Source organism: Planomonospora sp. ID82291, assembly GCF_015711645.1.
Classification (GTDB): Bacteria; Actinomycetota; Actinomycetes; order Streptosporangiales; family Streptosporangiaceae; genus Planomonospora.
In genome coordinates, this window is the sequence record NZ_JABTEX010000001.1 from 1,316,913 (window position 1) to 1,337,417 (window position 20,505).

The window sequence follows — 20,505 nt, forward strand, 5'->3', positions numbered from 1 at the left end:
TCAGCTCCTCCCCTCGGCCCAGGCCGCGCCCAGCTCGGAGAAGAGGGCCAGCCGCTCGGCGCTCGCGTCCGTCAGCGCCTTGACGCCGGGCAGCTCCCGCCGGTCGGGGTGGAGCACCTGGTGCCCGTCGGCGATCGGCAGCGGGTCGGGCGCCACCCGCACCGCCTCCATGAACTCCATGAAGGCGCCGGTGCGGGCCAGCGGCACCAGCGGCTCCACCCCGGTCCTGACGTGCTCGACCAGGTTCTCCAGTAGGTTCGCCCGGGGGTGGACGACGCCGTCGAGCTCGTCGGTGGTGTAGGTCAGCCGGGCCGTGCCCGCCGAGCCGTGCACGATCAGGTACGGCTCGGTGCGCCCCGTCGAGCAGAGCGTCACGGCCACGGTGATCACCCGGCCGTCCGCCAGGCGGATCCGGGCCGCGGAGGTGTCGTCCGCCTCGATCGGGTTGGCGTGGAACATCTCCAGCTCGACGGCGGCGACCGCGCCGCGCTCCTCGGCCCCGGCGACCGCCAGCGCGGTGGCCGTCGCGTGCGCGAACGGGTTGGTGAGCGCGCCGTCCACCACGTCCTGCCCGTCCAGCCGCCGCCGGCCCGACCAGGGCGAACGGGTGTAGTAGTCGGCGGGCCGCTCCCAGGCCCCGGCCACCCCGATGCCGCGGACCTCGCCGAGCGCGCCGGAGGCGATCCGCTTGCGCAGCGCGGGGATCGCCGCCGAGGCGAGGCTCTGGAAGCCGACCTGGCAGGTCAGCCCGGTCTCCCGCACCGCCGCGGCGATCCGCTCGAAGGCGGCCAGCGAGGCCGCGGGCGGCTTCTCCAGCAGCAGGTGCGATCCCGCGCCCAGCGCGGTCACCGCGAGGTCGGCGTGGGTGTTGATCGGCGTGCACAGGATGGTGACCTCGGCGCCGGTGCGCTCGACCAGCCCCGCCAGGCCGTCGGGGCGCACCTGCTCGGGGGCGCCCAGGCCGTGCAGCCAGTCGGCCTCCACCGGGCGCACGTCGCAGACGCCGACCAGTTCGACCAGTCCCCGCGCGGACAGCCCGCGCAGGTTCTCCAGGTGCGACCGGCCGTGGCCGTACACGCCCGCGAGCACGACCCGGGTCGGCCCGCCCGCCGCAGAGCCGGTCGCCCTGCCCGTCATCCCGCCCATGTCAGCCCCAGTCCCGGCCGGCCCGCCGAGCGCAGCTCCGCGCCGGTGATCTCCACCGGGTACGGCGCGGCCAGCAGCCCCAGGTCCGGCAGGGAGGCGTCCTCCACCAGCTCCACCATGACGGGGTGGTGCAGGGTGAGGGCGAGCTGCCCCGACAGCTCGGTCAGCAGGTGCGGGTAGACCGGCACGTCGAAGGCGCGGGCCAGCTCGGCCACACGCAGGAACGGGGTGATCCCGCCGACCCTGACCACGTTGGGCTGGACGACGTCGCAGGCGCCCGCGACCAGCAGGTCGCGGAAGCCGTGCACGGTGTAGACGTTCTCGCCCACCGCCACCGGCACGCCGATGCTCCGCCGCAGCTCGCGCGTGGCGGCGAGGTCGTCGGCGGGCAGCGGCTCCTCGATCCAGTGCAGGTCGTACGGTTCCAGCGCGGCGATCGCGCGGCGGGCCCGGTGCAGGTCCCAGCGCTGGTTGGCGTCGATCATCAGGATCGTGCCGGGGCCGACGACCTCGCGGACCGCGGCCACCCGCTCGACGTCCTCGGCCAGGTCGGGCCGGCCCACCTTCACCTTGACCGCCGGATAGCCCGCGGCCTTCCACCGTCCGGCCTGCGCGACCAGCTCGTCCAGGGAGTAGTGCAGGTTGACGCCGCTGCCGTACACCGGGACGCTCTCCCGGCGCGCGCCGAGCACGTCCACCAGGGAGGACTCCCCGCAGTGCAGGTCCCACAGCGCCAGGTCGACCCCGGCCATCGCGACCGTGGCCAGCCCGCCGCGCCCGGCCTCGCTCAGGTGGGCCGCGAGGCGGTCCCAGACCACGCCCGGGTGGGCGGGCAGGCCGATCAGCGCCTCGCGGACGTCGTTGTCCAGCAGGGCCCGCACGGCGTGCGCGCCGATCTGCGGCGTCCAGGAGAACCCGGTGCCGGTCCGCCCGTCCTCCAGTTCGACCTCGCAGACGATCACGTGGTTGTACGGCACGTCGGCGCCCCACGGCCGGCGCAGCGGCGCCGACCGCAGGGCGGTCCTCAGGTCCTTGATCATTCGCCCACCAGGGCGAGGCCGCGCTGGATGATCTCGTCGAGCTCCGCCAGGTGCTCGGGGGCGAGGTCGGTCAGCGGCGCCCGGACCGGGCCGACGTCCAGGCCGCGCAGCCGCAGGCCCGCCTTGACCAGCGCGACCGCGTAGCCCGGCCCCTTGCCGCGCAGCTCGACCAGCGGCGCGTAGAACTCGGTCAGCAGCCGCTCGCTCAGCTCGCCGCCGTCGAAGTACGCCGTGGCGATCTCCGGAGCGAAGGCGAACACGGCCGAGGAGTACAGCTCCACGCCCAGGCCGCGGTAGGCCGGCATGGTCAGCTCGGCGGTCGGCAGGCCGTTGAAGAAGGTGAAGTCCGGGCCGATCTCCCGCCGGACCGCCAGCACGGTGCGCTGGAAGCGGTCGATGTCGCCCAGGCCGTCCTTGAGGCCGATGACGCCGGGGATGCGGGCCAGCTCCACCACCGCGTCGGGCTCCAGCACCAGCGCGCCGCGCTGGTAGACGATCACCGGCAGCTCCGCGGCGACCGCCCGGACGTACGCGGCGAACCCGGCGCGGCTGCCGAGCATCAGGTAGGGCGGCATGAGCAGCAGTCCCTCGGCGCCCGCGGCGCGGGCCGCGCGGGCCTGCTCCAGGGCCGCGCCGAGCGGGCCGCCCGCTCCGGCCAGCACCGGCGCCGCGCCCCCGGTCGCCTTGACGGCCACCTCGACGGCGCGGGCGTGCTCGGCCTGCGACAGCGCGGAGAACTCCCCGGTGCCGCAGGCGACGAAGACCCCGCCCGGACCGTGCGCGACGCCCCGGGAGACGTGCTCGGCGAGCACGTCCTCGGCCAGCGCGCCCCGGGCGTCGAACGGCGTCACGGGGAAGAACAGGACTCCGCTGAGATTCATGGTCGGTCGTTCCCTTCGGGAAGGCTCTGCTTCGGGAAAGTCTGTCTGCGGGGAGGCGCCGGCTCCGGCGGGGGCCGCGGCCCCGGGTCGCCGGGGAGGCCCCGCCTGCGGCTCCGGAGGGCCCGCCTCACGGAGGGCGCGACTCCGGAGGGGCCCGCCTCAGGAGAGCTCGGTGCGCCAGCTGCGCTTGGCCTGCCAGCCGAGCATGCGCTCGGCCTTGGCCGACGAGAAGGCGGGGGCGGTGCCGGTGAGGCCGTCCGCGAAGCCCGCGGTGGAGGGCATGACCTGCGGCAGCAGCTCCGCCAGCGGTGCGCGGGCGAGCGCGTCGGCGGCCCCGGCGAAGAAGGTCTCGCCGTTCGGCAGGCCGGGCAGCTGGTCCAGGAGGGTGATGAACAGCTCGGCCGCGTCGCGGGCGTCGATGTAGTTGAACAGCGAGACCCCGGCGATCTCCGGCCGGTCCAGCCGCTCGGTCACCGTGTGCCCCGACTGGGTCGGCGCGCCCTCCCACTCCTCCGGCGCGATCACGAAGCAGGGCCGCACCGCGGCCAGCCTGGTGGCGGTGGCGGTGCGGGCGAAGGAGCGCATCGTCTCCTCGGCCACGTGCTTGGAGAGGTTGTAGGCGTTCCACGGCCGGGCCGGGTGGTCCTCGTCGAGGGGCAGGTAGGAGGGGGTCCACCCGCCCGGCGAGCCGTACCCGACGACGGTCGGGCTGCTGGCCACGATCACCTTGCCCACGCCCAGCGCCACCGACGCGTCGCAGACGTTGAAGGCCAGCCGCGTGTTCGTCTGGAAGATCACCTGGTCGCTGCGGCTGAACGGGGTGGCGATGGCCGCCAGGTGGACCACGGCGTCCGGCCGGAACCGGGCGATCACCTCGTACGCCTCACCGAGATCGGTCAGGTCGGCGGGGAGGCTGTCGGCGGCGTCCGCCGGGGTGCCCGGCATGCTGTCCACGCCGATCACCTCGTGACCGGCGGCGGCGAGCGCGGACACGACGCTGCGCCCGAGGCGCCCGGCGCTCCCGGTGACAAGAGTTCTGCTCACGGGTGTCTTTCCCTTCTGGCAGTCGCAGGCGGACCCGAGGACTGCAACCAGTTGCACCAAACAGTGTCGGCAACTCCGGGAAACGTCAAGGGAGCAATTTCGACCACCATCCTGATCTGGCCTTATGCCGCGAGAGCATGAAGTGATCATCACAACCGGTCGCAGCAACAGCGCAGTCGTTCCGTTGATGAAGGCTGGTAGCGGTGTGATCGTCTGCGTTACGGTGCCGCGGGCGGGGCGGGCCCGCCCCGCCTCGCGCGGGGGAACCGCCCGCCTCCCAGGAGACCTCCCCGCCTTCCGGGGAACCGACGAGAGAGCGAGACCGCCGTGGCACCCGAGACCGCGACATCCGAGACCCCCGCGACCGCGATCCCCGCGACCGCGACATCCGAGACCCCCGAGGCCGCGAGGTTCGGGACCACTCCCGCCGGAGAGGCCGTGGACCGGTACCTGCTGTCGAACGGCCGGCTCCGGGTGGGCGTCCTCACCCTGGGCGCGATCATCCAGTCGATCGAGCTGCCCGACGGGACCGACGTCGTCCTCGGCCTGCCCACCGTGGCCGACTACCTGACCCGGAGCCGCTACTTCGGCGCCGTGGTCGGCCGGTACGGCAACCGCATCGCCGGCGGGCGCTTCACCCTGGACGGCAGGGAGCACCGGCTGCCGCTCAACAACAACGGGCACAGCCTGCACGGCGGCCTGACCGGGTTCGACAAGCGGATCTGGCGGGCCGAGGCGGACGGCGGGCGGTCCGTCCGGCTGAGCCTGGTCAGCGCGGACGGCGAGGAGGGCTACCCGGGCACGCTCACCGCCTCGGTCGCCTACACCCTCACCGACCGCGACGAGCTGCGGATCGACTACCGCGCGACCACCGACGCGCCGACCGTGCTCAACCTGACCAACCACTCGTACGTCAACCTGGCGGGCGCGGGTGACGTCCTCGGCCACGTCGTCACCATCGAGGCCGACCACTACCTGCCGGTCGACGAGGGGAAGATCCCCCTGCCGGGGGCGCCCGCCCCGGTGGCGGGCACGCCGTACGACTTCACCCGGCCGGTCGCGGTGGGCGCCCGGCTGGAGGGCTGCTACGACCACTGCTACGCGCTGCGGCCCGGCGGCATGATGCGGGTGGAGGAGCCGGTCAGCGGCCGGGCGATGGAGGTCACGACCAGCGAGCCGGGGGTCCAGTTCTACACCGGGCACATGCTCGACGGCGTCGCCACGCCGTACGGCAGGCACGCCGGGCTCTGCCTGGAGACGCAGCACTTCCCCGACTCGCCGAACCGGCCCGACTACCCCTCCACCGTGCTCCGGCCCGGGGAGGAGTACGCCTCGACGACGACCTACCGCTTCACCGTCTGATTCCGGTCCGGTTCATCGCCGGAAAGAGTCTCGTGCCCGATTCTCCGCCGAGCCTCCCCGGCGATTCCCGCCCCCGTCAATGGATTCATCCGATGACCGGGCATGCGCCCTGCTGGCTGCAACCGCTTGTAGCAACGAAGCAATTGTTACAAGATCCTTTATTCCAGGAAACCTTGCGTTAACCTCTCGACCTGCAGAAACACCCTTGACGATATATCGGTAACGATGAAGTAACGCCTGCAAAGGGTTGACGCAGGCTTTCCCCGGCCTATAGGAAAGCGCCATCCAATCACGTCACATCGGGAGGTCCCGTGATGACGAGTGAATCGAGAAAAGCCCGGCACCGCTCCGTTCAGGGGTATCGCCGTGGTTGATTCGCTGTCGCTGAAGAAGCCCGTGGTCACGGCTCCCGCTCCCCAGAACGGGAGCCGGCAGGCCGTCAACCGCTCCCGTCGCGAGACGCTGGCCGCCTACACGTTCCTCGCCCCCTGGTTCGTGGGCCTGTTCCTGATCACCATCGGTCCCATCGTCGCCTCGTTCTACCTGTCGTTCACCGACTACAGCCTCCTGGAGGAGGCCAAGTGGGTCGGACTGGAGAACTACACCCACCTGTTCACCGAGAACCCGCGGTTCTGGACCTCGCTGAAGGTCACCGGGATCTACGTGCTCGTCTCGGTCCCGCTCCAGCTCGGCTTCGCCCTCGGGCTGGCGCTGATGCTGGACCGCGGCCTGCGCGGCCTGTCGTTCTACCGGTCGATCTACTACCTGCCGTCGCTGCTCGGCGGGAGCGTCGCGATCGCCATCCTCTGGCGGAAGATCTTCGGCGCCGACGGTCTCATCAACGGCCTGCTGGCGCTGTTCGGCATCCAGGGCACCAGCTACGTCAACGACCCCGACACCGCGCTGGGCACCCTGGTCCTGCTGCACGTCTGGACGTTCGGCGCGCCGATGGTCATCTTCCTGGCCGGTCTGCGGCAGATCCCGAGCAGCTACTACGAGGCCGCCGCCATGGACGGCGCCGGCGTCATCCAGCAGTTCAAGTCGATCACGCTGCCGCTGCTCACGCCGATCATCTTCTTCAACCTCGTGCTGGAGGTGATCAAGTCGTTCCAGTCGTTCACGCAGTCGTTCATCGTGAGCAACGGCTCGGGCGGCCCGAACGACTCCACGCTCTTCTACACGCTCTACCTCTACACCAAGGGGTTCAAGGACTACGAGATGGGCTACGCCTCGGCGATGGCCTGGGTGCTCGTGGTCATCATCGCCGGTCTGACCGGGGTCAACTTCCTCGCGTCCAAGTATTGGGTCTTCTATGGCGACAGCAAGTAGCCGGAATCCGTTCCTGTACCGGCGCCGCATCTCCCGGGGTGCCAAGCACCTGCTGCTGATCGGTTTCGGCCTGATCATGCTCTACCCGCTGCTGTGGATGATCTCCAGCTCGCTCAAGCCGGAGGAGCTGATCTTCCGCGAGCCCGGCCTGCTCCCCAGCAAGGTCACCTTCGACAACTACACCGAGGGCTGGAGCGCGCTGGCCCACCCGTTCGGCTACTACCTGTGGAACTCGGCGGTCATCACGGCCCTGTCGGTCGTCGGCAACCTGGCCGCGTGCTCGCTGGCCGCCTACGCCTTCGCCCGGCTGAACTTCCCGCTGCAGAAGCTCTGGTTCGCCCTCATGCTCGGCACGATCATGCTGCCGCTGCACGTGGTGATCGTGCCGCAGTACATCATGTTCTCCCAGCTGGACATGATCAACACGATCTGGCCGCTGATCCTGCCGAAGTTCCTCGCGCACGACTCGTTCTTCATCTTCCTGATGGTCCAGTTCATCAGGACGCTCCCCCGCGAGCTCGACGAGGCCGCCTCGATCGACGGAGCCGGCTACTGGCGCACGTTCTTCCGCGTCATCCTGCCGCTCTGCACCCCCGCGCTGGCCACCACGGCGATCTTCACGTTCATCTGGACGTGGAACGACTTCTTCAGCCAGCTGCTCTACCTGAACAACCCCGACAACTTCACCGTCCCGGTGGCGCTCCGCACCTTCCTGGACTCCAGCGGTGAGTCGTCGTGGGGTCCGATGTTCGCCATGTCGATCATCGCTCTCGGCCCGATCTTCGGATTCTTCCTGGCCGGCCAGAAGTACCTGATCCGCGGTATGGCCACCACGGGTCTCAAGTAATCCTCTTCAACCCCCCTTAACGATCAAGAGGAAGGACCGGGAGATGCGTTCTCTCAAGACGGCAGCCCTGCTCGCGGTGGCGGCTCTCACCCTGACCGCCTGCGGCAGCGGCGACGGCGGCGACGCCGCCTCCGACGGCAAGGTCAAGCTCCGCTTCTCCTACTGGGGCTCCGACTCCCGGCAGAAGATGACCGAGCAGGCCATCGCGGCCTTCGAGAAGAAGAACCCGACCATCGACGTGGTCGGCGAGTTCTCCGACTGGCAGAGCTACTACGAGTCGCTGGCCACCAAGGTCGCGGCCGGCGACGCCCCCGACGTCATGACCCTGGAGATCCGCGGTCTGGCCGAGTACGCCGGCCGGGGCGCCCTCACCGACCTCGCCGGCAAGGTCAACACCGCCGACCTCGACCAGTCGATCCTCCCCGCCGGCCAGGTCGACGGCAAGCAGTACGCCATCCCCACCGGCGTCAACGTCTTCGCGATGCTCGCCAGCAAGTCCATCCTCGACAAGGCCGGCCAGGAGCTCCCCGACGACAAGACCTGGACCTGGGACGACTACATCAAGCTCTCGGCGAAGATCAGCGAGGCCGGCAAGGGCGAGTACTACGGCACCGAGTACACCTCCAACAACCCCGCCTACCTGACCATCTTCGCCGCGCAGCGCGGCGAGAAGTTCTACGACAACGGCAAGATCGGCCTCACGCCCGACACGCTCAAGGCCTGGTGGGCGAACTTCACCAACCTGATCGAGACCAAGGGCTCGCCCGACGCCTCGAAGATGAACGAGATCATCGCCGCCGGCCAGGAGCAGTCGCTGATCGCCACCAACAAGGGCGCGTTCGGCATGTGGTGGAGCAACCAGCTCGGCGCCATGGTCAAGTCCTCGGGCCAGGAGGACCTGTCCCTGCTGCGCCTGCCGAAGACGGCGGACGCGCAGAGCGGCGGCCTGTTCCTCCAGCCCGCCATGCACTGGACCATCTCCAGCAAGACCGAGCACCCGGCCGAGGCGCAGAAGTTCGTCGACTTCCTGCTCAACGACCCCGAGGCGGGCGGCATCCTGCTCAGCGACCGCGGTCTGCCGATCAACTCCAAGGTCCTGGCGGCGATCAAGGACAAGCTGCCCCCGGCCGACCAGAAGAGCCTCGCGTTCATCGACTCGGTCAAGAGCGAGCTCACCCCGGTGATCGTCCCGCCGAAGGGCGGCTCGAAGATGGAGGACATCATCAAGCGCTACACCGAGGCCGTGACCGCCGGTCAGCAGACCCCCGACGAGGCGGCCACCAAGTTCCTCGAGGAGGCCAACGCGGCCATCTCCGGCTGATCCGCCGCACCGGCCGGCCCGGCCCTGGCTGATCCGCCGGCCGGTCCGGTCCCGTCCGGGGCCGTCCGGGGCCGGACCGGCGCCGGCGGGCCGCCGTCGCCGGGGAGACACCCTCACGCCTGCCGTACGGCTCGCTGCGGAGCGCGCGCGAGCCGTACGGCACACCAATCGGGGAGAAGAGATGAGATACGCATTCGTCGGGCTCGGCCACCGCGCCCAGATGTACGTCGACGCGCTGCTCGGCGACTGGCGGGACGCCGGCACCGTCGTCGCCCTGTGCGACACCAACCGGACCCGGATGGACTACTACGCCGAGCGCATCGGGGAGAAGGTGCCCTGCTTCGCACCGGACGACTTCTCCGCGATGCTGGAGCTGTGCGACGCCGTGGTCGTCGCCACGGTCGACGCCACGCACGCCCGCTACGTCGTCGCGGCGCTGGACGCGGGCAAGCGCGTCATCGTGGAGAAGCCGCTGACCATCGACGCCGAGGGATGCGCCGCGATCGCCGCCGCCGCCGAGCGGAGCACCGGCTCGCTGATCGTCACCTTCAACTACCGCTACTCGCCCCGCAACTCCGCGGTCCGCCGCCTCCTCATGGAGGGCGCGATCGGCGAGGTCACCTCCGTGCACTTCGACTGGGCACTGGACACCATCCACGGCGCCGACTACTTCCGCCGCTGGCACCGCGACAAGGCCAACTCCGGCGGCCTGCTGGTGCACAAGTCCACCCACCACTTCGACCTGGTCAACTGGTGGCTGGACGCCGCGGCGCAGAGCGTCTACGCCCAGGGCGAGCTGCGCTTCTACGGCGCGGAGAACGCCCGCGCCCGCGCGCTCGACGCGCGGCCCGAGCGCGGCCACGGCGCGCCCGGCCTCGGCAGCGACCCGTTCATCCTGGACATCTCCGCCGATCCGCGGCTCAAGCGCCTCTACCTGGACGCCGAGCACGAGGACGGCTACATCCGCGACCAGGACGTCTTCACCGAGGGCGTCACCATCGAGGACAACATGGCGGTCCTGGTGCGCTACGACAACCGGGCCCTGCTCACCTACTCGCTCACCGCGCACGCCCCCGCCGAGGGCTACCGCGTCGTGTTCAACGGCACCGGCGGCCGGATCGAGCTGGAGGTGTGCGAGCGCGCCTGGACGCCGCCGCACGCCGCGATCGACCCCACCGCCGCCTCCAAGGAGCACGCGGCCGGCGCCTGGGAGAAGCTCACCCTGCACCCGCACTGGCAGGAGGCACGGGAGATCCCGATCGAGCAGGGCGAGGGCGGCCACGGCGGCGGCGACCGGCTGCTGCTCGACGACGTCTTCCGCGGCCCCGACGGCGACCCGCTGGCCCGGCAGGCCGGCTACCTCGACGGGATCCGCAGCGTCATGGTGGGCGCCTCGGCCAACGAGTCCATCCGCACCGGCCGGCCGGTCCGCCTGACCGACGGCGGCACCCGCATGGCGGACAGCTGAACCGTGCTGCCCGATCCTGCCGGCGGCCCGCGCCGCCTGCGGCACCTCGGCGAGTTCTCCGCACTCGCCGACCTGGCCATCGAGCAGCGCGGGCTGTTCCCCACCCCCGTCCCGGGTCCCGTGCTGCGGGCGCGGGCGCGCGACGTCGTCGGCGTCCTCGACCTGACCGCCGGCGACGTGCGCACCGAGCGCGCCTGGACCGCGGGCGACCTGTCCGGTGAGGAGGTCTCCTGGGACGTCGGGTTCGGCCCCCGGACCCGCGCCTACGTGCTGCGCCCCCGCGAGGCGGGCGGCGCGGCGCTGCCCGGCGTGCTCGCGCTGCACTGCCACGCCGGGATGAAGTGGGCCGGCAAGGAGAAGATCGCCGACGGTCCGGAGGGCCGCTCCCCCGAGGTCGCCCGGCTCCGGGCCGCGATCTACGGCGGCCGGGCGTGGGCGGGGGAACTGGCCCGGCGCGGCTTCACCGTCCTGGTCCCCGACGTGCTGGGCTGGGGAAGCCGCCGCGTCCCGCTCGCCGACATGCCCGACCCCGGCCCCGGCCCGGACACCACCGGCCCCGCTGAGACCCGCCTGAGCGAGACCGTCCCCGGCACGCCCGGCCTGAGCGAGACCGGCCCGAGCGACGCAGGCCCGAGCGAGGCCGACCGCTACGACGCCGCGGCCGCCCGGCACGAGCACGTGCTGGCCAAGTACTGCACCGTGCTCGGCACCTCCTTCGCCGGCGTCGTCGCCGGCGAGGACCTGGCCGCCGCCGCCTACCTGCGCTCCCGCCCCGACACCGACGCCGGGGCCGTCGCCGCCGCCGGGCTGTCCGGCGGCGGCCTGCGCGCGGCCCTGCTCGGCGCCTTCGACCCCGGCCTGACCGCGGTCGCGGTGATCGCGATGATCTCCTCCTACCGCGACCTGCTGGACGGCCACGTCGCCTCCCACACCTGGATGCTGTACCCGCCGGGCCTGTCCCGGCTCTGCGACCTGCCCGACCTGGTGGCCTGCGCCGCGCCCCGCCCGCTGCTGGTCTGGTACGGCGAGCACGACGCGATCCTCCCCCCGGAGGGCATGCGCCGCGCCCATGACATGATCACGGATCACTACCGGCAGGACCCGGCCGGCTACACCGGCGTGTTCGGCGACGCGGGGCACCGCTTCGACCTCCCCACCCAGGAGCTGGTCTTCGACTGGCTCGCCCGCCACGTGAGAACAGCCCGCCGCACGAGGACAACAGGAGGTGAGCCGCGATGGTGACGATCAGGGATGTGGCGCAGGCGTCGGGAGTCCACGTCTCGACCGTGTCGCGGACGTTCTCGGCGCCGCACCTGGTCAGCGCGGAGACGCGCAACCGGGTGCTGGCCGTGGCGGAAGGGCTGGGCTACCGGCCGAACCGGGCGGCGCGGGCGCTGACCACCGGGCGGACCCACAACCTGGGGCTGATCGTCGCCGACATCGCCAACCCCTTCTTCCCCCCGCTGATCAAGGCCGCGCAGGCGCAGGCGCGGGAGCGGGACTACCACGTGTTCGTCGCCGACACCGACGAGAACCCGCTGATGGAGCAGGAGCTGATCGAGACGCTCTGCAAGCAGGTGGACGGGGTGCTGCTGTGCAGCCCGCGCCTGTCGAACCGGGTGATCGAGCGGCTGCGCGCGCAGGTGCCGTTCGCGGTGGTCAACCGGCGGGTGAAGGGCCTGCCCACGGTGCTGATGGACGTGGGCCAGGGCGTGCGCGCCGCGGTGGAGCACCTGGCGGGCCTGGGCCACCGCCGGATCGCGCTGCTGTCCGGGCCGAGCGGCTCGTGGACCAGCGAGGAGATGCACGCCACCGCCACCGACGCCGCCGTCGAGGCGGGCGTGGACCTGACCGTGCTGCGGCCGAACGAGCCGACCGAGCAGGGCGGACTGGCCGCGGCGGCCGCCGTCGCCGGATCGGGGATGACCGGCGTGCTCTGCCACAACGACCTGGTCGCGCTGGGCCTGATCGAAGGGCTGCGCGGACGGGGCCTGGACGTGCCCGGCGACCTGAGCGTCATCGGCGTGGACGACAGCCTGCCGGGCCGGCTGAACCGGCCCAAACTGACGACGATCACCATGCCGACCGCGGCCGCCGGGCGGATGGCGGTCGACCTGCTGCTGGCCGCCGTCAACGCCGGGGACGCCGGGACGGCGGCGCTGGCCCGGCTGGAGACCACCCTCATCGTGCGCGAGTCCACCGGTCCCGCGGTCCCGGCCGCGCCTGCGGCCAGACTCCCCGCCGGCCGAGCCGTACGGTGACCGTCTGGGAGCCGCCCTCCTGGTCCGCCGAGCCGCCCGAAGCCGAGCACGAGCCGCCCGCCCGTCTCGGCGCCCGCCAGGAGCGGCGGTCCGTGGAATCCGGTGACCCGGCATGGCTTCTCCGGACTGATGCGCCGCGATCCGCCAGAACAGATGTCAGCTGTTCCGGATCATCTTCTCCCCGCCGAGAGCGAGAAGAAGAAACATGTCGAACTGGTGGAGGTCGGCCTTGTCCATCCGTTCGATGGCCTCGATGCCCGAGCGCGCCGTATTGACATGACCGAGCGCGCCCAGACGGGTCACGTCGAACGCGGGATCGTAATCCGCACCGTGCCTGGCTTCCTGAAGCTCGTTGAACGCACTCGCCAGCACTTCGAGATCCACTGGAACCGCTCCCGCGCCAGGGTCGGTGAGAAGAAGCCTGACGGGATTCGGCAGTGTACGGCCTGCGGCGATGTCCTCCACCCAACGGGCCGCTTTCTTGAAGTTCCCGTGGGCATACCATCGGCCGATCGCCTGCTGATGTTCGACAGGGCCGGTTCCGGCGGCTCGTCTGGCTCCGTGCTGCACGAGCTCGTAGAAGAGCGCGTAGTAAGCGGTGGATATCGCACGACGCAGGTAAGCCGTACGTGGACGGCCCCGGTCGGCCGTACGTCCGGCCAACGTGTCCGCGAGGTGCAGGTAGTCTTCGGCCTTGAAATCCCGCCTCACGACCCGTCCTGTTGATCATGAGCCAGGGCCTCGTCGATCACTCTTGTGTTCACGGGCTCGATGTCGTCCGACCGCTCCCGGTCGCTGAACTCCTGTTCCGTGAAGAGAGCGATGTACACATGTTCATCGAGGTTCCGTTCCGCTGCCAGCCTGTTCACCTCTCTACGCAACGCATGCGTGAACTCAGCGGACCATCCGCCCTCCTCAGGGGCGTCAAGAACGATCACGGCCCTCAGCGCGCGCTCTCCGTCCGCATCCAGGTACGGCTCGACAGACGCCCCTCGAATCGAGGGTGAGCCCGTGACTCTCACGTCCCGTATCGCCCGCGCCAGCTCATTCAGTGTTTCGTCTCGGCGGCTAACGCTCATGACGGCCATCTTCGCATCTCCCAGTACAGCCAGACCGGATGGCAACAAGGACGACCACCATCCTTTCAGTAGTTGAACAACCACGTAAAGTCACTATGATCTGGCACCCCGGACCCGGTCGGAGGATTGTGCGAGGGGGGCCTGGACGTGCCCGGCGACCTGAGCGTCCTCGGCGTGGACGACAGCCTGCCGGGCCGGCTGAACCGGCCCGAACTGACGACGATCACCATGCCGACCGCCGCCGCCGGGCGGATGGCGGTCGATCTGCTGCTGGCCGCCGTCAACGCCGGGGACGCCGGGGACGCCGGGACGGCGGCGCTGGCCCGGCTGGAGACCACCCTCATCGTGCGCCGGGCGCATCGGGACCCGCCGGGCGCGGCTCACCGTCCCGGTGGCGCACCCCGCCGGGATCAGCGCCCCGCCCGCTCCAGGCGGACGGCGTCCCGCGACCGGCTTGATTCTCCCGTAAGGGGAGGCGGGAGAGTGGGGGCATGGACGGCGACGCGCTCTACTCGATCGGTGACCTGGCCCGGCGGACCGGACTCACGGTCAAGGCCATCAGGTTCTACTCCGACTGCGGGATCGTGCCGCCGACCGACCGCAGCCCGAGCGGTCACCGCCGCTACGGCATCGACGCCGTCGCCCGCCTGGACCTCGTCCGCACGCTCCGCGACCTGGGAGTGGACCTGCCCACCGTCCGGAGGGTCCTGGACCGGGAGGTCTCCCTCCCCGAGGTCGCCGCGGCGCACGCCGCGGCCCTGTCGGCGCAGATCCGGACCCTGCGCCTGCGGCGCGCGGTGCTGACGGCGGTGGCCGAGCGCGGCTCCACCCCCGAGGAGATGAGTCTCATGCACAAACTGGCCAAGCTCTCCGAAGATGAACGCCACCGCCTGATCCAGGACTTCCTCTCCGGCGCCTTCGGCGGCCTGGACGCCGGTCCGGGATTCACCGGGATCATGCGCTCGATGACCCCGGACCTGCCCGACAGCCCCACGACCGAGCAGGTCGAGGCGTGGGTGGAGCTGGCCGAGCTGTCGCAGGATCCGGATTTCCGCGCCCTCATGCGGCGTACGGCCGAGCAGCACGCCGCCGAGCGCCTCCCCCGCGGGGCCGCGGTCCCGCGGCGCGACACCGTCTCGATCGTCCCCGAGGAGGTGGGCCCGGCCCTGGCCGCCGGCGTCGACCCCCTCTCGCCCGAGGCCGACCCGATCGTCACGGCGGTGACGGCCCGGTGCGCGGACCTCGTCGGCCGCCCCGACGACGACGACCTCCGGCACTGGCTGCTGACCCGGCTGGAGACCGCCGGCGACCCCCGCCGGGAGCGGTACTCCCGGCTGCTCGCGGTGATCAACGGCTGGCCCGCTCCGGAGAGCCCGGCACCGGCGTTCGACTGGTTCGCCCGGGCCCTGCGCGCCCGGCCGGCGGCCGACCGGGAGCGGAACGCGCCGGGCGGTCCCCACGACGGCCACCCGGATCAGGCCGGGCCGACTCCGGAGACGTGGTATCGGAGCACTTCGGCATCGAGGATCGCCACCGTCCGCCCTTCGTCCGGCCCGGAGCCTCGGAAGGCTTCGAGAGCCTCCTCGGACTCCCACCGCTCGTAGACGTTGATCCGCCCGGCGTCGATCAGATCGGCGCCGAGCGCGAAGTCGAGGCAGCCGGGGAAGGCGCGCGCCTGCTCGACCACCCCCGAGCACCCCCGCAGATAGGCGTCCCGGTCGCCGGGATCGACGGCCAGCCGGCCAGAAATGATGATCATGCCGTCATCGTAGGGTCCGGCACCGACGGAATCGGCGATGCGCACCGGCTCGGCGCCCCCGCCTTGCCCTTCGGCGCCATCCCTGCCGGTCCACCGGCTCCACCGTGACTCGCGGGATTCATCGTGCTCCACCGCCCACCCCCGGAGAGCGGCTCAGCCTCCGGAGGCGGCTCAGCTCCCGGAGAGCGGCTCAGCCGAGCTCGTGCCCGACGGTGGCGTCGATGTGACCGGGGAGCGGATCGTGCCGGTCGCCGACGCTCAGCGTCCCGGTCGGTTCGAACATCAGGATCGACGCCCCCGCCGCCGAGGAGGGCCGGTGCTCGACCCCGCGCGGAACGGTGAACACCGCGCCCTGCGGCAGTACGACGGTGCGTCCGGCCGCGTCGGCACCGGGGTCCCCGTACCCGGTGCCGCGCAGTTCGACGGTCAGCTCGCCTTCGAGCACCAGGAAGAACTCGTCGGTGTCGTCGTGGGCGTGCCAGACGTGTTCACCGGCCACCTTGGCGATCCGGACGTCGTAATCGTTCACCCGGGTGACGATGCGCGGGCTCCACAGGCTGTCGAAGCGGGCCAGAGCGCTCGCGAGGAGGATCGGTTCACTGATCATGGATTCATCGTGCCGGGTGGTCATCGGATCCCGCGAGTGCTAGGAATCGCATATGTCGCATGGATCCTCTCAGGGCACCGGGAGCCGGCCCCACCGGGTGGCCGTGATCGTGGACGAGGGGTCGAACCCGTTCGAGCTGGGGGTGGCCACCGAGCTGTTCGGCCTGCGCCGTCCGGAGATCGACCGGCCCTGGTACGACTTCACGCTCTGTTCCGCCGCACCCGCCGTCCGCATGCACGCCGGGTTCTTCACGCTCTCCGGAGTGGCGGGGATCGAGGCGGCCCACGAGGCCGACACCGTGATCGTGCCCAACCGGCCCGACCCGCTGGAGGCGCCGGACCCGGCGGTGCTGGAGGCCGTACGGCGGAGCGCCGGGCGGGGCGCCCGACTGGTGAGCTTCTGCACCGGCGCCTTCACCCTCGCCGCGGCCGGCGTGCTCGACGACCGCCGGGCCACCACCCACTGGCGCTGGGCGGAGGAGTTCACCGCGCACCACCCCCGCGTCCGCCTCGAACCGGACGTGCTGTTCGTCGACGACGGCGACGTGCTGACCTCGGCGGGCAGCGCGGCGGCCCTCGACCTCGGTCTCCATCTGATCCGCCACGACCACGGCGCCGAGGTGGCCAACGCGGTGAGCCGCCGGCTGGTGTTCGCCGCGCACCGGGACGGCGGCCAGCGGCAGTTCGTCAGAAAACCCATCCCCGTCGTCAAGGACGAGTCACTGGCCCCCGTCCTGTCCTGGGCTCGGCAGCGCCTGGACCGGACGCTGACCGTCGCGCGCCTGGCGGAGCGGGCGGGGGTGAGCCCCGCCACCCTGCACCGGCGCTTCCGCGACCAGCTGGGGGTGACGCCTCTGGCGTGGATCACGGCCGAGCGGGTCGCGCTGGCCTGCCGGCTGATCGAGAGAGGCGAGATCCGGATCGACGCGGTGGCCCGGCTCAGCGGGCTCGGGACCGCGTCGAACCTGCGGATCCGGCTGCGGCGGCAGACCGGGCTCAGCCCGACGGACTACCGCCGCCGCTTCGGTCCGCCGTCCCGGAACCGGATCCGGTGAGCCGCGCGGCGGCCTCACCCGTGCCGAGGATCACTGTCCCGCGCGGCGGGAAGAACCGATGCCGCCGTGAACCGTCGACCGCAGAGACGACCGCAGAGACGATGGCCGGAATCCGGCTCCCCGATTCCGGGAAGACCGACGGAATCCCGACCGGTTCAACCGATCAGCCCTGCCTGCCGCGATCGGTCCTGCCGCCCGCAGTCGCCCCGCCGTACCTCAGCGGCCCTGCCCGCGCGATCGTGAACGACGGCGCATCAGTGCCCACGCCATCAACGCGGCCGCCACGAGACCGGGCCCGCAGTGCACGGCGAGCACACCGGCCAGACCGGGGCCGCCCCAGTCGTTCCGGTACGTCGCCGGGTCGGAGAGGTCGATGACGAACGGCTCCGCGACGGCGCGGACGATCAGATACGCGCCCACGATGAATCCGAGAACCTGAAGAATCTTTCGCACGTCCTTCTCCTGTATCCGTGATCCGCTTCCACAGGCCACCCGGGATGGCCGGCGGACCGGCCCCGCCGGCGCGGTCGGCCGCACTCCGGCGTTCTGGGACCTTCCCGCCGTCACACGTCCGGCGGAAGAAGCCGGGACCTCCCCCGGTGGCAGAACCACATGGAACACCAGGACGGTCGCGGTGGCGACCGCGGGTACGGCGACTCCGCGTCCGCCGCCCGGAGGCGAGGCCGGGAACCAACTCCGAGGCCGCCTGCGGGCGCGGAGGACTCGGACAATCAAGAGGACTCGGATAAGTGGGATGGATCGGACAGGAAGTGCACAGGCGCCGACGTGGAGCGCCAGGACCGCCTCCGCTACCGGAGACCCCTCCTCCCGCGACCCGGAGCCGTTCGACGGCGCGATCCCGGACGGATACGCGGACAGGCACGCGAGCGGAGGCGGATGTCCGACCACGGACAGATGCCGCAAGATCCAGTGAGGCGATACCGTCCCCTCATGCAATGGGCTGAATGGCGGTTCGGCGGAAGGGACGTCGCCGACGCGGCGGCGGCGGTCGCCGTGGCACTCCTCATCAGATACGCCATCGCCGACCCACCGGGGCCGTCGTCGTACTGGCCCGCCTGGTCGGCCTGGCCCACAGCGGCGGTCGTGAGCCTTCCGATCGCGTTCCGGCGGCGCCGGCCGTGGGCCATGCTCGCCCTCGCGTGCGCCACGGCCACGGCCACGACCGTGATCGGCTCCGTCGGGGCGGGCGCGATCTGGCTGACGTTCGCGCCGACCGTGCTCGTGCTGTACCTGGTGGCCGCCACCGCCTCGATCGCCTGGTCGGCGGCGGGCCTGGCGGCCTGCCTGTCCGCCGCGGCGGCGGCGGTCCTGACCTTCTACGCGCAGGTGCTCCCCGGATTCGCACCCGCGGCCACACCCAGCGAGGTACCGCCGGCCTGGCCGGTCGAGATCGGCATGATCACCGTTCTGCTGACCCTCGCCTGGACCGTCGGGGTGGTCGTGCGCTGGAAGCGGGAGACGACCGCCCGGCTCGTCCGCCACCTCGCCGACTCCGCGGTGACCGACGAACGCCGGCGCATCGCTCGGGAACTGCACGACGTCATCGGCCACAGCATGAGCCTGATCGCCGTCAAGGCCAGCGTCGCCAACCACGTCGCCGACGCCCGCCCGCAGGAGGTCCGCGCCGCGCTGGCCGTCATCGAGCAGACCAGCCGCAGCACGCTCACCGAGATCCACCGGGTGCTCGACCTGCTGCGCGCCGACGGCGATCCCCGGCAGGACCCGCTGCCCGCGCCCGGCATGGCGGACCTGCCCGAACTGGCCGCCCACGCCCGCTCCGCCGGGGTCGAGGTGGAGATGGCCGTCCGTGAGGACCCCGCGCTGTCTCCCGCGATCGCGATGTCGGTGTACCGGATCGTGCAGCAGGCCCTGACCAACGTCGTCACCCACGTGGGGCCCACCCGCTGCTCGGTCACCGTGGACGTCGACGGGCGGGAAGCCGTGATCGAGGTCGTCGACGACGGCCCCCGCCCCGGCCGCCCGCCGCGCGCGGACCGCGGCGGGCGCAGCGGGCACGGCCTGATCGGCATGCGGGAGCGGGCCAGGATGTACGGAGGAACGTTCGACGCGGGCCCCCGCCCCGAAGGAGGATTTCGCGTGGCGGCCCGACTGCCCTACCAACCGAACGGCACCCACGCATGACCCCCACGACATGAACACCGGTCCCCCGCGCACGACCTGAGCACCCACGCATGACCCCCACGACATGAACACCGACGACATGAACACCGACGATGTGAGCACCCACGACATGAGCACCGGCACCCCCTCGCACACCCCGTCCCCGCCCGACCCGTCCCCACCCGTCCGGGTCCTGCTCGCCGAAGACCAGGTGATGATCCGCGACAGCTTCAAGATCCTCATCGACGCCACTCCGGGGCTGGCCACCGTGGGCGAGGCCGGCACCGGCACCGAAGCCGTGTTCCTGGCCCGCCTGCACCGGCCCGACGTCGTCCTCATGGACGTGCGCATGCCGGAGATGGACGGCATCGAGGCGACCCGGCGCATCTGCGCCGACCCCGCCTGCGCCGGCACGCGCGTACTGATCCTCACCACGTTCGACCTGGACGAGTACGTGTACGCCTCGCTCCAGGCCGGCGCGAGCGGCTTCCTCCTCAAGAGCGCCGGCGCGAGCGAGCTCTTGGCCGCCATCGGCGTCGTCGCCTCCGGTGAGGCGCTGCTCGCGCCCACCGTCACCCGCCGGCTCATCACCGAATTCCTGCACGGCCCCCGCTCAGCCCCGGCCACGCGGGACCTCGACGCCGTCACCCAACGCGAACGCGAGGTGCTCACCCTCATCGGCAGGGGCATGTCCAACGCCGAGATCGCCGAGCACCTGCACCTCACCGTCGGCACGGTCAAGACCCACATCGGCCGCCTCCTGGCCAAGCTGGACGCCCGTGACCGGGCCCAGCTCGTCATCGCCGCCTACGAAGGCGGGCTGGTCGCCATCCCGGACGGCCGCCGGTGACCGCCGACCGCCCTTCTCCGGCGGTACGGCACGCGGCACAGACCCCTCGCGGCCGGACGTCGGCGACGCGACCGGCCGCGAGGGCATCACGGCCGGCACCGTAGCCGCAGCGGTCTTCCCCCGATCCGCCGTCACCCCGTGACGCGATAGCGCCTCGACGGATCACCCGGCATCCGCCCACGGTCGGACATCCGCGTCCGCCCACGGTCGCACCCCCCGCCCCACCCCGCCCGGCAGGATGCGACCCGAGCCAGACGCCTACGCCCCGCCCCGTCCAGCACCATTTCGGTGTGCCCCGGACGCACCGGTCCAGGC

Annotated in this window: 19 protein-coding genes and 2 pseudogenes; 12 read left to right on the plus strand and 9 right to left on the minus strand. The window is 71.7% G+C overall.

From position 1 onward, the window contains the following. The 4 genes from HS045_RS05625 to HS045_RS05640 form a co-directional block, all read right to left on the minus strand. Positions 1-1,137, minus strand: a complete 1,137-nt coding sequence (locus tag HS045_RS05625; RefSeq protein ID WP_196450072.1) for a Gfo/Idh/MocA family protein — start codon at positions 1,135-1,137, stop codon at positions 1-3. After that, a complete protein-coding gene (locus HS045_RS05630; RefSeq protein WP_196450073.1) occupies positions 1,134-2,186 on the minus strand; it encodes a mandelate racemase/muconate lactonizing enzyme family protein in 1,053 nt (350 codons plus the stop codon). The genes HS045_RS05625 and HS045_RS05630 overlap by 4 nt, the downstream gene beginning before the upstream one ends. After that, positions 2,183-3,067: a 5-dehydro-4-deoxyglucarate dehydratase gene (locus HS045_RS05635; RefSeq protein ID WP_196450074.1), complete on the minus strand. Its 885-nt coding sequence runs from the start codon at positions 3,065-3,067 to the stop codon at positions 2,183-2,185. Before HS045_RS05635 ends, HS045_RS05630 begins: the two co-directional genes overlap by 4 nt. A gap of 159 nt (positions 3,068-3,226) precedes the next feature. Continuing rightward, complete coding sequence (locus tag HS045_RS05640) at positions 3,227-4,111, minus strand: NAD(P)-dependent oxidoreductase (RefSeq protein WP_307827390.1); 885 nt, start codon at positions 4,109-4,111, stop codon at positions 3,227-3,229. A 327-nt stretch (positions 4,112-4,438) separates the two neighbouring features. Between HS045_RS05640 and HS045_RS05645 the strand changes: the two genes are divergently transcribed. The 7 genes from HS045_RS05645 (at position 4,439) to HS045_RS05675 (ending at position 12,699) form a co-directional block, all read left to right on the plus strand. Beyond that, on the plus strand, positions 4,439-5,473 hold the full coding sequence (locus HS045_RS05645; RefSeq protein ID WP_307827391.1) for an aldose epimerase family protein: 1,035 nt from the start codon (positions 4,439-4,441) through the stop codon (positions 5,471-5,473). Between the two features lie 396 nt (positions 5,474-5,869). Next, positions 5,870-6,802 (plus strand): sugar ABC transporter permease, encoded by a 933-nt coding sequence (locus tag HS045_RS05650; RefSeq protein WP_307827458.1) that lies wholly within the window; start codon positions 5,870-5,872, stop codon positions 6,800-6,802. Next, complete coding sequence (locus HS045_RS05655; RefSeq protein ID WP_196450077.1) at positions 6,786-7,649, plus strand: carbohydrate ABC transporter permease; 864 nt, start codon at positions 6,786-6,788, stop codon at positions 7,647-7,649. The genes HS045_RS05650 and HS045_RS05655 overlap by 17 nt, the downstream gene beginning before the upstream one ends. 43 nt (positions 7,650-7,692) lie before the next feature. Next, complete coding sequence (locus HS045_RS05660) at positions 7,693-8,970, plus strand: ABC transporter substrate-binding protein (RefSeq protein ID WP_196450078.1); 1,278 nt, start codon at positions 7,693-7,695, stop codon at positions 8,968-8,970. Between the two features lie 181 nt (positions 8,971-9,151). After that, positions 9,152-10,438 (plus strand): Gfo/Idh/MocA family protein, encoded by a 1,287-nt coding sequence (locus HS045_RS05665; RefSeq protein ID WP_196450079.1) that lies wholly within the window; start codon positions 9,152-9,154, stop codon positions 10,436-10,438. 3 nt (positions 10,439-10,441) lie between these two features. Beyond that, a complete protein-coding gene (locus HS045_RS05670) occupies positions 10,442-11,680 on the plus strand; it encodes a S9 family peptidase (protein ID WP_196450080.1) in 1,239 nt (412 codons plus the stop codon). Then, positions 11,674-12,699 (plus strand): LacI family DNA-binding transcriptional regulator, encoded by a 1,026-nt coding sequence (locus HS045_RS05675; protein ID WP_196450081.1) that lies wholly within the window; start codon positions 11,674-11,676, stop codon positions 12,697-12,699. The genes HS045_RS05670 and HS045_RS05675 overlap by 7 nt, the downstream gene beginning before the upstream one ends. A 156-nt stretch (positions 12,700-12,855) precedes the next feature. On the opposite strand, the gene HS045_RS05680 is transcribed toward HS045_RS05675, so the two are convergent. Further along, entirely contained in the window at positions 12,856-13,410 is a 555-nt protein-coding gene (locus tag HS045_RS05680) for a hypothetical protein (RefSeq protein ID WP_196450082.1), read from the minus strand. Further along, the gene (locus HS045_RS05685; protein ID WP_196450083.1) at positions 13,407-13,787 is read right to left on the minus strand and encodes a hypothetical protein; all 381 of its coding nucleotides are present in this window, start codon (positions 13,785-13,787) and stop codon (positions 13,407-13,409) included. Before HS045_RS05685 ends, HS045_RS05680 begins: the two co-directional genes overlap by 4 nt. Before the next feature lie 117 nt (positions 13,788-13,904). Between HS045_RS05685 and HS045_RS05690 the strand changes: the two are divergent. Together HS045_RS05690 and HS045_RS35770 are read left to right on the plus strand one after the other, a co-directional pair. Continuing rightward, positions 13,905-14,120 (plus strand): annotated as a pseudogene (locus HS045_RS05690) (substrate-binding domain-containing protein); the annotation flags it as partial. 149 nt (positions 14,121-14,269) lie between these two features. Further along, complete coding sequence (locus HS045_RS35770) at positions 14,270-15,382, plus strand: MerR family transcriptional regulator (protein ID WP_307827392.1); 1,113 nt, start codon at positions 14,270-14,272, stop codon at positions 15,380-15,382. 11 nt (positions 15,383-15,393) lie between these two features. Here the strand turns inward: HS045_RS35770 and HS045_RS36035 are convergent. Both HS045_RS36035 and HS045_RS05705 read right to left on the minus strand, forming a co-directional pair. Continuing rightward, positions 15,394-15,537: pseudogene (locus HS045_RS36035) on the minus strand (putative quinol monooxygenase); the annotation flags it as partial. A 190-nt stretch (positions 15,538-15,727) separates the two neighbouring features. Beyond that, positions 15,728-16,144 (minus strand): cupin domain-containing protein, encoded by a 417-nt coding sequence (locus tag HS045_RS05705; protein ID WP_196450085.1) that lies wholly within the window; start codon positions 16,142-16,144, stop codon positions 15,728-15,730. Between the two features lie 52 nt (positions 16,145-16,196). Between HS045_RS05705 and HS045_RS05710 the strand changes: the two genes are divergently transcribed. Further along, positions 16,197-17,198 (plus strand): helix-turn-helix domain-containing protein, encoded by a 1,002-nt coding sequence (locus HS045_RS05710; protein WP_196450086.1) that lies wholly within the window; start codon positions 16,197-16,199, stop codon positions 17,196-17,198. Between the two features lie 216 nt (positions 17,199-17,414). On the opposite strand, the gene HS045_RS05715 is transcribed toward HS045_RS05710, so the two are convergent. Next, positions 17,415-17,651, minus strand: coding sequence for a hypothetical protein (locus tag HS045_RS05715; RefSeq protein ID WP_196450087.1), 237 nt, complete (start codon positions 17,649-17,651; stop codon positions 17,415-17,417). Positions 17,652-18,149: 498 nt separating this feature from the next. On the opposite strand from HS045_RS05715, the gene HS045_RS05720 reads away from it, so the two are divergent. Together HS045_RS05720 and HS045_RS05725 are read left to right on the plus strand one after the other, a co-directional pair. Beyond that, the gene (locus tag HS045_RS05720; RefSeq protein ID WP_196450088.1) at positions 18,150-19,361 is read left to right on the plus strand and encodes a sensor histidine kinase; all 1,212 of its coding nucleotides are present in this window, start codon (positions 18,150-18,152) and stop codon (positions 19,359-19,361) included. A gap of 109 nt (positions 19,362-19,470) precedes the next feature. Continuing rightward, on the plus strand, positions 19,471-20,190 hold the full coding sequence (locus HS045_RS05725) for a response regulator transcription factor (RefSeq protein WP_196451070.1): 720 nt from the start codon (positions 19,471-19,473) through the stop codon (positions 20,188-20,190). The last annotated feature ends 315 nt before the right edge of the window (positions 20,191-20,505 follow it).